Below are 14,775 nucleotides of genomic sequence, written 5' to 3' on the forward strand. Positions count from 1 at the left end.
GACTCGGTGTGGGTGAGTCGGACCTGGGCTGGGACGATCCCTTCCTGCCGACCTGCGAGTCCGTCGACGAATACGCTGAGCTCGTCCGGGCCCTGCGGGCCGTTCAGGAGGCGGTCACCAGGAGTCGGCCGACCCCGGCGGTGGCCGACGCGGCGGGCGCGTGCCTGTCCGAGATCGCCACCGCGATGCGGGAATTCGAAGTCGACGAGGACAGGCAGACCGCTGGTAAGCGCTGGGATCTGGCCGGGCGCGGGCATGCGCTGGCGCCGCCGTTGCATCTCGACGAGATCACCGCGACCTCGGCTCGGGGCCGGGTCACGGTGGGTCGATTCCATTCCGGGCGGTACGCGATGAACGGGGGCGTGACCCCGCTGATCTTCGACGAGCTCCTGGCCCGGCTGGCCAATCACGGCCGGCTGTGGGCGCGGACCGCGCATCTCGCCGTCGATTTCCGGGCGCCCGCGCCCTTACACACCGAACTGACGGTGACCGGCTGTTTCGTCCGGCAGGAAGGCCGGAAGCGTTTCATGCGCGGTGCTCTCCACCACGGTGATCTGTTGCTCGCCGAAGCCGACGGTCTGTGGATCGAGCTGAAACCCGGACAGACACACAATATCTCCGATGGACAGGAAGGAGCCGGGCGATGAGCGGCTTCTCGCTGCTGGACGGCGTGCGGGTACTCGAGGTGGCCCAGCTCGCACCCTCTTCACTGGGCGGGCATCTGGCCGATCTCGGCGCCGAGGTGATCAAGATCGAATCGGCGCCGGCGGGTGATCCGGTGCGGGTCGGCGGCAGCCGCGCGGTCGGTGCACCGGACGGACCGGCATTCATGCATCTGCGCTGGAACCGGGGAAAGAAGTCCGTGGTACTCGATCTGCGGACGCCCGCGGGAAAACAGGCGTTCCTCGATCTGGCGAGCTCCTGCGACGCCGTGATCGAGGGGATGCGCGGCGGGTACCTGGACTGGCTCGGTATCGGCTTCGACGCACTGCGAACCGCGAATCCGAAGATCGTCCTGTGCACCGTCTCCGGGATGGGCACCGACGGCCCCTACCGGACGCTCGGCACCGGTGGCCCGGTGTTCGACGCCTATGCGGGACTGCGCGAGGTGACCACTCCGGACGAGCCGCCGGTCACCGGTATCGCCGGCTCGACCAGTCCGCCGATCGCCATGTACGCGCTCGGCGCCTACGGGGCGATGGGACTGCTCGCGGCCCTGCACCGGGCCCGCGCCACCGGTGCCGGATGCCGGGTGGCGGTGTCCGGGATCGACATCGCGGCGGCGTGGATGCCGGATCTGGCGGACGCGGAGCTGAACCGCGACCGTTCTGTGCCCCGGCCCACCTGGCTGCCGGACGGGCGGCTGCCCGACTGGCCACGTTTGGAGGCATACCGGACCAAGGACGGCGCGGCGATACTCTTCGGGTCCCATGTGGAGAAGTTCTGGCGCAATTTCCTGGTCGCGGTGGGACGGGACGATCTCGTGGAGGTGGATCTGACCGGTACCGACGACGAGGCGCCCGCGCGCGCGGATCTCGTCTGGCGGGCGCTGACCGAGATCTTCGCCCAGCGCACCAGGGACGAGTGGGTGCAGTTGTTCCTCGAACATCAGATCGCCGGCGGCCCGGTCAATACTGTGTCCGAGATGCTCGTCGATCCGCATTTCCGGGCGCGGGAGAACACCTATCGCATCGAGTACGAGGGCGCCGGGGAACTCGAATTCCTGGTGAGCCCCGTCCGGGTGGCGGGGGAGAAGTTCGCGCCCGCTCTTCCCCCGGCCGTGGGGGCCGACACCGCGCGGGTGTTGCGCGAAGTCGCGGGATACGACGATGAACGGATCGCTACGGCTATCGGTGGGCAACCGGTGGGTGAAGGAGCTCCGGTGGCGGGCTGATCCAGCACTACCGCCGATGAGGACGCCCCGGTGCGCATTGCACCGCGGGCGTCGTCGGCGTGCGTGCGGGCGGATCCGGGCATATCGCCGAAATCGGGTATTGCCCCAGCTATCTACAGGTGTTAGGTTTACGGCACGCAGTGAGCGCGATCACATCGCCCCTGTCTATGGCCGGCGTCTCCGGCGGATCACGAGGAGCTCAGATGAATCTTGCGGACTTGACTCGCTATTGGGGCAAGACCCGTCCGGACCAGCAGGCCATCGTGTTCGGCGATTCCGCCGAGACCTGGGCCGAGGTGGACGCGGTGACCGACGCGCTCGCGCGTGGTCTGGCCGCTCGCGGGGTCGGCAAGGGCGACCGGGTCGCGGTCATGATGCTCAACCGCCCGGAACTGGCGCACCTCATCCTGGCCACCCTCAAACTGGGCGCCATCAGCGTCCCACTGAACTTCCGGCTCACCGCCAAGGAACTGGCTCCGATGGTGCTGGATTCGGCGCCGCGGGTGGTGATCGTGGAGGACGATTTCGCTCCCTTGCTGGAGGTCGCCGCCGAACAGGCCGAATTCGAGACCTTCGCGATCGGTGGCGACGCGCACCGCCCGTACGACGGCCTGCTCGACCCCGGTCCGGCGGTGCGGGTGGATATCGCCGGCGACGATGCGGCATTCATCTGCTACACCTCGGGCACCACCGGGGTCCAGAAGGGTGCCCTGGTCACTCATCGGAGTGCGATGGCTCCGGGTATCTCGCAGACCGTCAGCCACGGGTTCACCGCCCGCGACCGGGTCCTGTGTTCGGCGCCCCTGGTGTACACCGGGTCGGTGCTGTCGATCTTCATGCAGCTGGTGGTGGTCCCGGGCGCGACCATGGTGCTGCTGCGCGAATACGACCCGGAGATCGCGCTGGACACCCTCGAACGCGAGCAGATCACCGCGACCACCACGGTGCCGGTGATCTGGGAGCGGATGACCACACTGCCCGATTTCGGCTCCCGCAAGCTGGCGCAATTCACCTTCGCCGGCACCGGCGGCGCCCCGGTGAGCCTGGACCTGGTCGAGTTCTACCGATCGCACGGGATTCCGCTCACCCAGGCCTACGGCCTCACCGAGGCATCGGGCATGGTCGCCACGCTGAGCTTCGCCGATGCCCGCACCCGCCCCGGGTTCGCCGGGCTGGCGCTGGTCGGCACGCAGGTTAAGATCGGCGATCCCGGTGTGGACACACCGGCCGGCGAGGTCGGTGAGATCTTGGTGCGCGGCGAACACGTGATGCGCGAGTACTGGAACAAGCCGGAAGCGACCGCGGCCACCCTGGTCGACGGCTGGCTGCGCACCGGCGACCTGGGCCTGCAGGACGAGGGCGGGTTCCTCAAGATCGTGGACCGGAGCAAGGACATGCTGATCTCCGGCGGCCTCAATGTGTATCCGGCGGAGATCGAACAGGCACTACACGCGATCGAGGGTCTGGTCGATCTCGCGGTGATCGGGGTACGCGACGACCGGTGGGGTGAGGTGCCCATGGTGGTTTTCCACAGTGAGCGACCCGCGGCCGAGATCATCGCCGATATCGCCCACGTGTCGACCGATCTCGCCAAGTTCAAACGCCCGAAACATGCCGTGGCCCTGGGTGAGCCGTTGCCGCGGACCTTCTCGGGCAAGCTCGCCAAACCGCTGCTGCGCAAGCGGTTCCCGGAGGTGCCCGCCGAAGCGGTCGTGGTCGAGGGCCGGCCTGCCGGCGCATGAGGTTCCGCCCGTGGCCGGCCGTCGTCCGGTGTGCGCGAATCCGGCCGGGACGGCGCGATGAGGGGCCGTCCCGCCCGGACGCCGGCGAGAGGAACCTCGGTGGCCGCTCTTGGTGAAACCGGCACCTCCGCCCGGCGTTGCGTTTCGTACTGCCGTTTGTGTGCCTCCTCGTGCGGAGTGCTGCTCGATATCGAGGACGGCCGGATCACGCGGGTTCTCGGGGACGCCCAACACCCGATCTCCGTTGGCTACACGTGCCCGAAAGGCCGGCGAGCCGGTGATCTCGCGCACGGACCGGACCGGCTGACCAGTTCGCTGCGCCGCACCGGCACGGGCGACCACACCCCGGTGCCGGTCGCCGTGGCGGTGGACGAGATCGCGCAGCGCCTCCGCGGCATCGTCGAGCGGCACGGGCCGGACGCTGTGGCCCTGTTCATGGGGACACAGCAGAACTTCGCGGCCCTCACCCCGATGCTGGCACGGGCCTGGTTCCGCGGTACCGGCTCGCGCAAGTTGTTCTCCACCATGACGATCGATCAGTCGGCGAAATGGGTGGTGGCCGAACGCATGGGCAGCTACCTCGGTGGACGGCAGCGATTCGAGGACGCCGATGTGTGGCTGCTGGCCGGGACGAATCCGGTGGTCTCCGGGAACGGCGGCGACGGTGACGGTGCCGTGGTGCACAATCCGTCGGTCACCCTGCGCGCCGCCCGCGCGCGTGGTTTGCAGCTCATCGTGGTGGATCCGCGCCGCACCGAAACCGCTGTCCTCGCCGACCTGCATCTGGCGCCCCGGCCCGGTACCGATGCCGTGTTGTTCGCGGGCGTCCTGCGGACGATCCTGCGCGAACAACGCCACGATGCGGAATTCTGCGCCCGGTATGTCGCTGACCTGAGCGAACTCGACACGGCCGTCGCGCCGGTGACGCCCGCGGTGGTCCGGGCCATCTGTGGTGTGTCGGAAACACAGCTGGTCACCGCCGCCCGCATATTCGCCGACGGGAAGCGCGGGATGGCCACCACCGGCACCGGCCTGTGCATGGGACCGCATTCCAACCTCGCCGAGCACCTGGTAGCCGCCTTGAACGTGGTGTGTGGCCGGTACCTGCGGGAGGGGGAACGCGCCGACGATCGGGCGGTCCTCACTCGCCCGGTACCCGCCCGCGCCGAGGTGGTGCCACCGGCGCGGTCCTATGAACACGGATTCCGCAGCCGGATCGGCTCGGTGCGAGCGATCCGGGGTGAACTGCCGTCCGGGATACTCGCGGACGAAATACTCGCGCCGGGCCCCGGCCGGGTGCGTGCGCTGATCGTCTCCGGCGGCAATCCGGCGGCCGCGCTTCCCGGACGGGCGAAGACGCTGCGTGCGTTGCGTTCACTGGACCTGCTGGTCTGCGTCGACCCCCGGTTCTCGGATACCGCCCGGCTGGCCGACTACGTGATCGCCCCCACGACCATGTACGAGCGCGCCGATCACACCGCGATCATGGAACCGTTCTTCCCCCGGCCCTTCGCCCAGTACACACCCGCGGTACTGGATCCACCGCCGGGCACGATCGACGACTGGCGGTTCTTCTTCGACCTCGCGGCGGCCTCCGGGCAACCGGTGAAATTCGCCGGCAGGATACTCGATCCGGATCGTCCGCCCACCGCGGACGAGCTGCTGGCCATGATGACCGAGCGCGGACGGGTCCCGTTCGGCGAACTCGTCACCGCACCGCACGGCTACCCGGCGGATACCGGTGGCGCGGTGGTCGGTCCACCGAACCCCGCCGCGGCCGGTCACCGTTTGCGGCTGATGCCCGGCGACGTTCGCGCGGAACTGCGCGCCGCACTTTCCGAACGCACTGTGGAAAACCGATTTCCGCTACGCCTGACGGTCCGCCGGATACGAGAGGCGGTCAATTCGACCGGCATCCAGGTGCCCGGCCTGGTGCCGGGACAGGGCAATCCGGCCGCACTGCACCCCGACGATCTCACCGCCTACGGTCTCGTGGACGGTGCGGTGGTCACCGTGCGTTCCGTGGCAGGCCGGGTCCGCACGACCGTGCGTGCCGACGACACCGTTGCGCCGGGCACCGTCACGATGACCCATTGCTTCGGCTCCCTCGACCCGGGCGCGGAACTCGGCGTCAACGTCAACGCGCTGACCGGCGCCGCCGGGGCGCAGACGATCAATGCGATGCCGACCCTGACGGCCGTCCCGGTGGCCGTGGAACCGGCGCCGCGAACAACCCCGGAGGCGAAATGACGACCTTGCGCGGCGCCCACCGTATCTGCCCGCTGTGCGAATCGACCTGCGGCCTGCTCGTCGATATCGACGGCCGGCGGATCAGCCGGATCACCGCCAACCCGCGCGATGTGTTCAGCGCCGGGCACAGCTGCGCCAAAGGACTCGGTCTGGGAGCGCTGGAATCCGACCCGGACCGGGTGCGGACACCGTTACTGCGGACCTCCGGCGGTGGCTTCCGCCCGGCCACCTGGGACGAAGCGTTCGACGAGATTGCCCGCCGGCTACCCGAATTCGTGACCGGTGATCCGGGCAGCTGCGCGATCTACCACGGAAATCCCGGCGCGCACCATCTGGATACGACCTTCTACCTGGGCGAACTGATCGCGGCGCTCGGCACTCGCAATATCTATTCGCCCGCCAGTGTCGACACCTGGCCCAAAAACCTCGCGCACATCCTGCTGTACGGTACCGGGCTGGGACTGAGCCTGCCGGATATCGACCGTACCGAGTATCTGCTGATCCTCGGCTCGAATCCCGTGGTGTCGAACGGCAGTACGGTCACCGCGCCCGGAATGGCCGACCGGTTGCGCCGGTTGCGTGCCCGCGGTGGCACCCTCGTCGTGGTCGATCCCGTGCGCACGGATACCGCCGCACTCGCCGACCTGCACGTGCCGATCCGTCCCGGCACCGACGCGCTGTTTCTGTTCGGTGTGCTGTCGGTGATCGCGACCGAGCACGCGACCCGCCCGGATCGGATCCCGGAGCAGGTGCGCGGGGTGGCCGAAGTCCTGGAACTGGCGGGTGAATTCCCACCGGAAGTCGTGGGCCTCGCCTGCGGTATCGAGCCCGATCTCGTGCGCCGGGTGGCCCGCGGGTTCGCGGCGGCCGACGCGGCCGTGGCGCACTCCCGGATGGGCAGCTGTATGCAGGAATTCGGCACTCTCGCGAACTGGCTGGTTGAGGTGGTCACCGTCGTCACCGGCAATCTGGACCGGCCCGGCGGTGCGATGTTCGCGCTGCCACCCGCCGGCGGTCCCAATACCTGGCCGATATCCACCGTGCGCCCGATGGTCGGCCGGTGGCGGTCGCGGGTGCGCGGGCTGCCCGAGGCCATGGGTGAACTGCCCGCGGTCTGCCTCGCCGAGGAGATCCTGACTCCCGGGCCGGGACGTACTCGCGCCCTGCTCACCGTGGCGGGCAATCCCGCGCGGTCGCTACCGAACACGGGCCGAGTCGAAAAAGCCCTGCAAGAACTGGAATTCATGGTTTCGGTGGACTGCTACATCAACGAAACCACCCGGCATGCCGATGTGATCCTGCCACCCCCACCGCTGGCGACCCGCGGGCATCACGACGTGACCCTCGCGCATTTCCAGATACGCAACGTCGCGCGCTACACGCCCCCGCTGATCGATCTCGCCGACGGCGAACTGGCCGAATGGCAGATCCTGCTGCGCCTGGCCGCTATCGCCAAGGGCGAAACACACCGGACGACAGAGGAATTGGACGACGATATCGCCGCGATCGCCGCGCGCCGGGCCGCGAAGCTGGCAGGTGCCGATCCCGATCGCGTTTTCGCGGCGACCGGGGACCGGCGCGGGCCGGAGCGGCTACTGGATCTGCGCCTGCGCAGCGGCCCTTACGGAGACCGCTTCGGCAGCGAACCCGGCGGACTGACGCTCGCGCTGCTGGAGGCCGATCCGGACGGCATCGACTACGGGCCACTGCGCCCGCGCCTTCCCGAAGTTCTGCGCACCCCGGACGGCCGGATCGACCTGGCCCCGGAGCCGATCGTCGCCGATGTGGCCCGCCTGCGGGACAGTCTCACCCGGCCGGTGCCGGAGCTGCTGCTGATCAACCGGCGGCAGCGCCGGGCCATGAACTCATGGCTGCACAACGCCCTGCCGCAACCCGACGACGGCCAGTGCGCGCTGCTGATGAATCCGGCGGACGCGGCCGGGCGCGCTCTGGTCGACGGCGACCGGGTGACCGTCGGCTCACCGGTCGCCACGGTGACCGCGGAACTACGTCTCGACGACGCGCTGCGTCCCGGGGTGGTGAGCATGCCGCACGGCTGGGGACACCAAGGCCCCGGGCTGCGCACCACCCGTTCGGCCGCCGCACCCGGCGCCGACTACAACGCGCTGGTGGACGATACCGACGCCCTCGAACCCTTGACCGCCGCCCCGATCTTCAACGGGGTGCCCGTCACCGTCACCCGCTGCCGCGAGGAGCGCACCCGATGAGCCATGTGATCACCCAGAACTGCTGCAACGACGCCACCTGCGTCGCGGTCTGCCCCGTGGACTGTATCCATCCCACACCGGCCGAACGCGAATACCGGACCACCGAAATGCTCTACATCGACCCGGGTGCGTGCATCGACTGCGGTGCCTGCGCCGATGTCTGCCCGGTGGACGCCATCGCGTCCGCGGATTCCCTGCGTCCCGAACAGCAGCGCTACCGCGACCTGAACGCCGAATACTTCGACCGTCACCCTCGAGCAGCCGCGCCGGGGGCCCACGTACAGCCGCTGCCGCTGTCCATCGCGACCGCCACCGACGCGAAACCCACGACGCTGCGAGTGGCCGTCGTCGGATCCGGGCCCGCCGCGTTCTACGCGGCCGAGGAACTGCTGGCCCGCCGTGATATCGCCGCCGAGGTGACGATGCTGGAGCGGCTGCCCGTGGCCGGCGGGCTGGTGCGGTTCGGTGTGGCGCCCGACCACTGGCGCACCAGAACCGTCGACCGGGTCTTCGCGCGGACCGCGCGCCGCCCCGGGTTCACCATGCATCTCGGAGTCGAGGTGGGTCGTGATGTGACCGTGCCGGAGCTACTGGACCACCATCACGCCGTGGTGCACGCTTCCGGCGCGGCCGGGGATCGCCGGCTCGGTATTGCCGGTGAGGATCTGCCCGGCAGTCATTCCGCGCGCGAGTTCGTCGCCTGGTACAACGGCCACCCCGATGACGCCGGCCGGCGCTTCGATCTGTCGGCGCGCCGTGCGGTGGTGGTCGGCACCGGCAATGTCGCCCTCGATGTGGCACGCATCCTGGTCATGGACGGGGAGCGGCTGGGCGGCACGGATATCGCGGATCATGCGCTGGCGGCCCTGTCGGAGAGTGCGGTGGAGGAGGTGCTCGTGCTGGGCCGCCGCGGCCCCGAACATGCCGCCTGTACGACCCCGGAACTGCTGGCCTTGGGTTCACTGCCGGGGGTCGATGTGCTGGTGGGCGGCCCGGTCACCGCCGGGCCGGACGCGCCGATGAAACTGCGGATCCTGGCCGAGTACGCCCGCCGGCGGCCGACTCCGGGGAACAAGCGGATCGTGCTGCGTTTCGGGGCCACACCCGTGGCGGTCGAAGGCAGCGAGCGTGTTGAAGCGCTGAGGGTGCGCGGCACCACGACCGGCGCGGCGGAGTCGATTCGGTGCGGCCTGGTGATCCGCGCCGCCGGATACCGGGGCCTGCCGATCACCGGCCTGCCGTTCGACGAGCACACGGCAACCGTCGCCAATATCGCGGGACGCGTGACCGACCCGGGGAATGGCGAACCCGTCCCGGGCCAGTACGTGGCCGGGTGGATCAAACGCGGTGCCACCGGGGTGATCGGAACGAACCGGTACTGCGCGGCCGAAACGGTGGCCACGCTGGTGGAGGATCATCGGCGCGGCCTTCTGCCCACGCCCTCGGCAGCGCCCGCGGACTTCCCGGCGTTGATCCGCCGTCGGTGCCCGGACGCGCTGAGCGGCGCGGACTGGCGTGCGATCGACCGGCACGAGCGGCAGCGCGGACAGGAATCGGGGCGCCCGCGCGTCAAGATCGTGGACCCCGCGGTCGCCACGCGGGTAGCCGCCGTCGATCGGGCCCAGGGGTGAGCAGTGGCGTCCGAACAGGTTCATACCTTCTGCCGTATCTGCGAACCGGGTTGTGGTCTGCTGGCCGAGGTACGCGACGGGAAGGTCGCCCGGTTGCGGCCGGACACGGCACACCCCGTGCACAAAGGCTTCTGCTGCCACAAGGGTGTGCACTACCTCCAGGTGCACGACGACCCCGACCGCCTCGATCGCCCGCTGAGACGGCGCGCTCCCCGCGCGGCGGAATCCGGCGACTTCGAACCGGTCGACTGGGATAGCGCATTGCGCGATATCGCCGATCGCATACAGGAAATCCGCGGCCGTTACGGCCGCAATGCCCTCGCCGTCTATCAGGGAAACCCGTCGGCGTTCAACGGCGCCTATTACGCGAACGCGGCCCGGATCGCGCGCGGTTTCGACACCCGGATGCGCTTCAGTGCCGGAACCCAGGACACTTCCGCCAAATACGCGGCCAGCGAGGCCATTTACGGCGCCTCGATGGCCCACCCGATTCCGGACCTGCTGAACACCCACTATTTCCTGTGTCTCGGCAGCAACCCCACCGTCTCGCATATGACCCTGCTGCACATCTCGGATCCGATGGCCAAGATCCGGGCCGTGCGCGCCCGCGGCGGCACGGTGCTCTTCGTGAACCCGCGCCAAATCGAATCCTCGACGCCGGACACCGGCGAGGTGCTGCTGATCAAGCCGGACACCGATTTCTTCTTCCTGGCCGCACTATTGCACGAGATCGTCTTCCGGATCGGCTTCGACCGCGCCGCCATCGAAGAGCACGCCCGCAATATCGACGGTCTGCTCGACTTCGTCCGGCGTTATCCGCCTGACCGGGTGAGTGCGGTGACCGGTATCGCGGCCGAGACGATCCGCCGGGTCGCCGACGAGTTCTGTGCGGCGCCCAGCGCCAGCGTCTACATGGCCACCGGCGTCAACCAAGGCCGGCTGGGCGCCCTGGCCTATTGGATGCTCACGATGGTGAGCCTGTTCTCCGGCAACCTCGGCCGCCGCGGCGGCAATATCTACTCCCGCGGTATCGCCGACGCGGTGCGCGGTTCGAAACGCCGGCGCGTGGACCCGTATTTCGGCAGCCCGCTCGGGGAGCTCCGCACCGTGAGCGGCGATCTTCCCGCGGCACTTCTCCCGGATTTCATCGAACAGTCCGGTGAACCGGTCCGCGCCCTGATCGTCGTCTCGGGCAACCCGCTGCTGTCGGTGGGCGGCGAACAGCGGCTGCGGCGGGCATTCGAGAAGCTCGAGCTGATCGTCACGATCGATCTGTACCGGACCGTCACCGGCGAGATGGCCGATTACGTTCTACCCGCGACCGATTGGCTCGAACGCGCCGATGTCAACTTCCTGAACACCCTGGGCGTGGCCTTGGAACCGTACGTGCAGTACACGCCCGCGGTCGTCGAGCCCGCGGGCGAACGGCGCGACGACTGGTGGATCCTCTCGCGCATCCAGCAGGAACTCGGCGTCCCGACCCTGCTCGACGACCCCGACCCGGACCCCTTCGCTCCCATCGACGCCGCCCTGCGCGACGCCGGAACCAGCCTGGACCGGCTCGCGGCCCTGCCGTGCGCCACCCAGGTCCTCCCCGAAGCCGACCCGGCCCACGTCTTCGATATCGCGGTACAGCACGACGACGGTCTCCTCGACTGCTGCCCGGAACTGTTCCGCCGCGCCTACGACACCGCGGAAACGATTCTTGCCGAGCTGGCGGCCGAAAGCCCCGGTCAGCTGAAACTGATCACCCGGCGGACCCATCACATGGTCAACAGCTGGCTGCACAATCTCCCGGTATTCGACCGGGAGATCCATCGGGGCAACCCATTGTGGATGCATCCGGCGGACGCGCGGCACCGAGGTTTGGTCGAAGGCGACCCCGTCGTGATCCGGAATCGATACGGCGCGGTCGAGGCGGAGCTGCAGTACGACGAATCACTGCGCACCGGCGTCGTCGCCATGACCCACGGCTGGGGGCAGCACCGCGCCCGCGGACTCGGCGTGGCCCGGCACAAGGCCGGCGTGAACGCGAACCACCTGGCGCCCACCGGACGGGACGGTTACGACCCGCTCAGCAATCAATCCCACCTGACCGGGATCCCCGTCGAGGTGCTGCGCACAGCCCGGACCGCGGACCAGGAGCCGGCGGAACCGAGGACGAGCGAATGACAGGACAGGGCAGCGCAATCGAAGCCGCGCAACGCCCGCGGGTCGCGGTCGTCACCGGCGGTGGCCGAGGCATCGGAGCCGCGATCTCCCGGCGCCTGGCCGCCGACGGGTTCGCGGTCGCGGTCAACTATTCGTCGAGCGCGAAGCACGCCGAAGACGTGGTCGGCGAGATCATCTCCTCTGGTGGCCGGGCGGCCGCCCTGCGTGCCGATATCTCCGATGCCGAACAGGCCACGGCATTGATCGCCGCGACGACTGCCGAACTGGGCGCGCCGACCGTACTCGTGAACAACGCGGGGATGAACCTCGCCGGTTCGGCGCGCAAGCAGTCGCCGCGGGACTGGGACCGGGTGATCGGCGTCAATCTCAGCGGGGCGTTCTACTGCACCCACGCCGCTCTGCCCGGCATGTACGAGAACGGCTGGGGCCGAGTCGTATTCGTCAGCAGTCCGTCCGGTGGGCGCAAACCCGCTCCCGGTATGAGCGCCTACGGCGCCGCGAAGGCCGGCCTGATCGGCATGACCCGCACCCTCGCTCTCGAAGTCGCCCGCCGAGGGATCACCGTCAACGCGGTCATGCCCGGATTCGTCGACACCGACATCATCGCCTCAGGCGGCCCGGACGCGGCGAACACGCTGGCGGCCGGTTGGCCCCGGATACCGGCGGAGTCGATTGCCGCGACGGTGTCGTTCCTGGTGAGCGACGAGGGGCGGCATGTGTCGGGTGAAGAGGTAGGAGTCTGGCTGGGTGGTCCGGTGTGAGCGGCGCATACTCGGCCGCTTCAGGGGGTGGTCAGGCTGCTCCATGGCCTGGGTGCGCTCACTGTCAGCGCCCCGGGACCGGCGGCGTGCAATGGTGCCGACTGTGGTGGTAGCGGGTCGCTGAAATTCGGCCCGCACGCGAGACGGCCTCGGTCATGTCGAGCTCTGTCATGTTTGTCGCGCGGACCTTCACCTCGGCATCGGTGAGCGGGCCGGCGGGATGTCCGCGAGGAGGTAAGACCGACGGCCCATGGGGTGTCCGGGTGTCGTATCCGCTGCTTCAGCCGGTCTGCGATCGCCCTGCGGCCGCCTCGGCTTCGGCGCGATAGTTGCCCGGCCACGCCTTGCCGAGCGTCAACCCGCCGTCGACCACGACATTCTGGCCGGTGACGAACGAGGCCGAGTCGGAGATCAGGTAGGCGATGGCGGCGGCGATATCGTCACCCTCGCCGGCTCTGGGGATCGGCTGGAAGTTCCGGAGCCCGCGTCGGACCTCGTCGACGCTGGCGTCGAGGTCCACGCCGGCCAAACCGGCGCCGTGACCCACGATTCGGGTGGCGACCCCGCCCGGGGTGACGGCATTGACCCGGACGCGGTATTCGGCGAGTTCCCGTGCCGCGCTGCGGGTCAGCTGCAGGACGGCCGCTTTGGCCGCACCGTACGGATGTGGGCCGAAGCCGGTGCGCACCCCGGCCACCGACGAGACGTTGACGATGGCTCCGAAGCCCTGCTCGCGCATCACCTGTGCCGCGTGCTTGGTGCCGAGGAAGGCGCTACGGGCGAGGACCGCGAATGCGCTGTCCCACTCCTCGGCCGTGGTATCCGCGAGGTAGGTCCACGCGCCGACCCGGCCGGCGTTGTTGATCATCGCGTCGAGTCGCCCGAATCGGTCCACGGCGGTGCGGACGGCGGTGACGAGGTGGTCCTCGCGGGTCACATCGGTGTGCAGGTAGCAGCCGAGGTCGCCCAGGCCGGCCGCCACCGTTTCGCCCCGGTCATCATCGATATCGGTGACCACGACGCGGGCGCCGCGCTGGGCCAGCAGGGCACAGGTCGCGGCGCCGATACCACTCGCGCCGCCGGTCACGATGGTGGCCTTCCCTTGCAGTTCGTGCACGTCGGCCATTGGTTTCCTCGATTCGCGAGCGGTGTCTCCTTGAGTAATTAACCTAATGGCATTAGCTTTAGATGTCGATGCCCACTCGTCTCGACGGGCTGCGCCAGACCATCCGAGGTGATGCCAGATATGTCCGACCTGATCCAGACCGAGCGCCCGCGGCCGGGTGTGCTGCTGGTGCGCCTGAACCGCCCCGATGCGCTCAATGCGATGAACACCGACCTCATCGAGGCGCTGCACGCCGTACTGGCCGAGGTGCGCCACGATTCCGAGGTCCGTGCCCTCGTGCTCACCGGGAACGGTAAGGCCTTCTGCGCCGGGCTGGATCTGCGCGGCTACGGCACGCCGCCCGGTGCGGCGGAGGGGGAGGGGCGGCCACAGGCCGGCCTGCGGGTGCAGCAGCACATCGCCTCGCTCGTCGAGGCGTTCCGGGGTGTGCGGGCGCCCGTGATCGCCGCCGTGAACGGCGCAGCCGCGGGTGGCGGTATGGCGCTGGCGCTCATGGCGGATATCCGGATCATGGCCGATACCGCTGCGCTGCACGCGTCGTTCATCAAGCGGGGGCTGTCGAACTGCGATATCGGGGTGAGCTGGCTGCTGCCGCGGATGATCGGTTTCTCCCGGGCCGCGCAGATTCTGCTCACCGGCCGCTCGGTCGATGCGGCGGAGGCCGAGCGGATCGGGATCGTCTCGTCGGTGGAGCCCGCGGACCGGCTGCTGGACGCGGCATTGGACACCGCGGAGGTCATCGCGGCCAACAGCCCGTTCGGTGTGTGGATGACGAAAGAGGTCATGTGGTCCAACCTCGAGGTGGCGAGTCTGCGCGCCGCGATCGATCTGGAGAACCGCACCCAGATTCTCGGTGCCATGACCAAGGACCATCGCGAAGCCGTGCACTCCTTCCTGGAGAAGCGCCCGCCGGTCTATCGCAATCACTGATAGGACGACAGCTGTGACGAAACGACCGAACGGCGGGTGGC

The 14,775-nt window shown here is 69.1% G+C and carries 10 protein-coding genes; 9 read left to right on the forward strand and 1 reads right to left on the reverse strand.

What is annotated here, in order from left to right; all coding sequences use genetic code 11:
- The first annotated feature begins 8 nt into the window (after positions 1-8).
- From NF4_RS20725 to NF4_RS20760, 8 genes are all read left to right on the forward strand, one after another.
- Positions 9-647 (forward strand): PaaI family thioesterase, encoded by a 639-nt coding sequence (locus NF4_RS20725; RefSeq protein ID WP_063129020.1) that lies wholly within the window; start codon positions 9-11, stop codon positions 645-647.
- Positions 644-1,894, forward strand: coding sequence for a CaiB/BaiF CoA transferase family protein (locus NF4_RS20730; protein WP_063129021.1), 1,251 nt, complete (start codon positions 644-646; stop codon positions 1,892-1,894). The genes NF4_RS20725 and NF4_RS20730 overlap by 4 nt, the downstream gene beginning before the upstream one ends.
- Before the next feature lie 203 nt (positions 1,895-2,097).
- The gene (locus tag NF4_RS20735; protein ID WP_063129022.1) at positions 2,098-3,636 is read left to right on the forward strand and encodes a class I adenylate-forming enzyme family protein; all 1,539 of its coding nucleotides are present in this window, start codon (positions 2,098-2,100) and stop codon (positions 3,634-3,636) included.
- Positions 3,637-3,735: 99 nt separating this feature from the next.
- Positions 3,736-5,886, forward strand: a complete 2,151-nt coding sequence (locus tag NF4_RS20740) for a molybdopterin-containing oxidoreductase family protein (RefSeq protein WP_063814656.1) — start codon at positions 3,736-3,738, stop codon at positions 5,884-5,886.
- Positions 5,883-8,114, forward strand: coding sequence for a molybdopterin-dependent oxidoreductase (locus NF4_RS20745; protein WP_063129024.1), 2,232 nt, complete (start codon positions 5,883-5,885; stop codon positions 8,112-8,114). The genes NF4_RS20740 and NF4_RS20745 overlap by 4 nt, the downstream gene beginning before the upstream one ends.
- A complete protein-coding gene (locus NF4_RS20750; RefSeq protein WP_063129025.1) occupies positions 8,111-9,745 on the forward strand; it encodes an FAD-dependent oxidoreductase in 1,635 nt (544 codons plus the stop codon). Before NF4_RS20745 ends, NF4_RS20750 begins: the two co-directional genes overlap by 4 nt.
- Positions 9,746-9,748: 3 nt before the next feature.
- Positions 9,749-11,917, forward strand: coding sequence for a molybdopterin-containing oxidoreductase family protein (locus NF4_RS20755; RefSeq protein ID WP_063129026.1), 2,169 nt, complete (start codon positions 9,749-9,751; stop codon positions 11,915-11,917).
- Positions 11,914-12,678 (forward strand): SDR family oxidoreductase, encoded by a 765-nt coding sequence (locus NF4_RS20760; RefSeq protein ID WP_063129027.1) that lies wholly within the window; start codon positions 11,914-11,916, stop codon positions 12,676-12,678. The genes NF4_RS20755 and NF4_RS20760 overlap by 4 nt, the downstream gene beginning before the upstream one ends.
- A gap of 280 nt (positions 12,679-12,958) precedes the next feature.
- On the opposite strand, the gene NF4_RS20765 is transcribed toward NF4_RS20760, so the two are convergent.
- Positions 12,959-13,795: a glucose 1-dehydrogenase gene (locus tag NF4_RS20765; RefSeq protein WP_157120493.1), complete on the reverse strand. Its 837-nt coding sequence runs from the start codon at positions 13,793-13,795 to the stop codon at positions 12,959-12,961.
- Positions 13,796-13,924: 129 nt separating this feature from the next.
- On the opposite strand from NF4_RS20765, the gene NF4_RS20770 reads away from it, so the two are divergent.
- Complete coding sequence (locus NF4_RS20770) at positions 13,925-14,734, forward strand: enoyl-CoA hydratase/isomerase family protein (protein WP_063129029.1); 810 nt, start codon at positions 13,925-13,927, stop codon at positions 14,732-14,734.
- Positions 14,735-14,775: the final 41 nt, after the last annotated feature.

This window comes from Nocardia fusca NBRC 14340, assembly GCF_001618425.1.
GTDB lineage: Bacteria > Actinomycetota > Actinomycetes > Mycobacteriales > Mycobacteriaceae > Nocardia > Nocardia fusca.

What these genes read in the sequence shown, in the direction of transcription:
- NF4_RS20750 (WP_063129025.1), top strand. Translation starts at nt 8,111, where the DNA reads ATGAGCCATGTGATCACCCAGAACTGCTGCAACGACGCCACCTGCGTC.
- NF4_RS20760 (WP_063129027.1), top strand. Translation starts at nt 11,914, where the DNA reads ATGACAGGACAGGGCAGCGCAATCGAAGCCGCGCAACGCCCGCGGGTC.
- NF4_RS20745 (WP_063129024.1), top strand. Translation starts at nt 5,883, where the DNA reads ATGACGACCTTGCGCGGCGCCCACCGTATCTGCCCGCTGTGCGAATCG.
- NF4_RS20770 (WP_063129029.1), top strand. Translation starts at nt 13,925, where the DNA reads ATGTCCGACCTGATCCAGACCGAGCGCCCGCGGCCGGGTGTGCTGCTG.
- NF4_RS20735 (WP_063129022.1), top strand. Translation starts at nt 2,098, where the DNA reads ATGAATCTTGCGGACTTGACTCGCTATTGGGGCAAGACCCGTCCGGAC.
- NF4_RS20730 (WP_063129021.1), top strand. Translation starts at nt 644, where the DNA reads ATGAGCGGCTTCTCGCTGCTGGACGGCGTGCGGGTACTCGAGGTGGCC.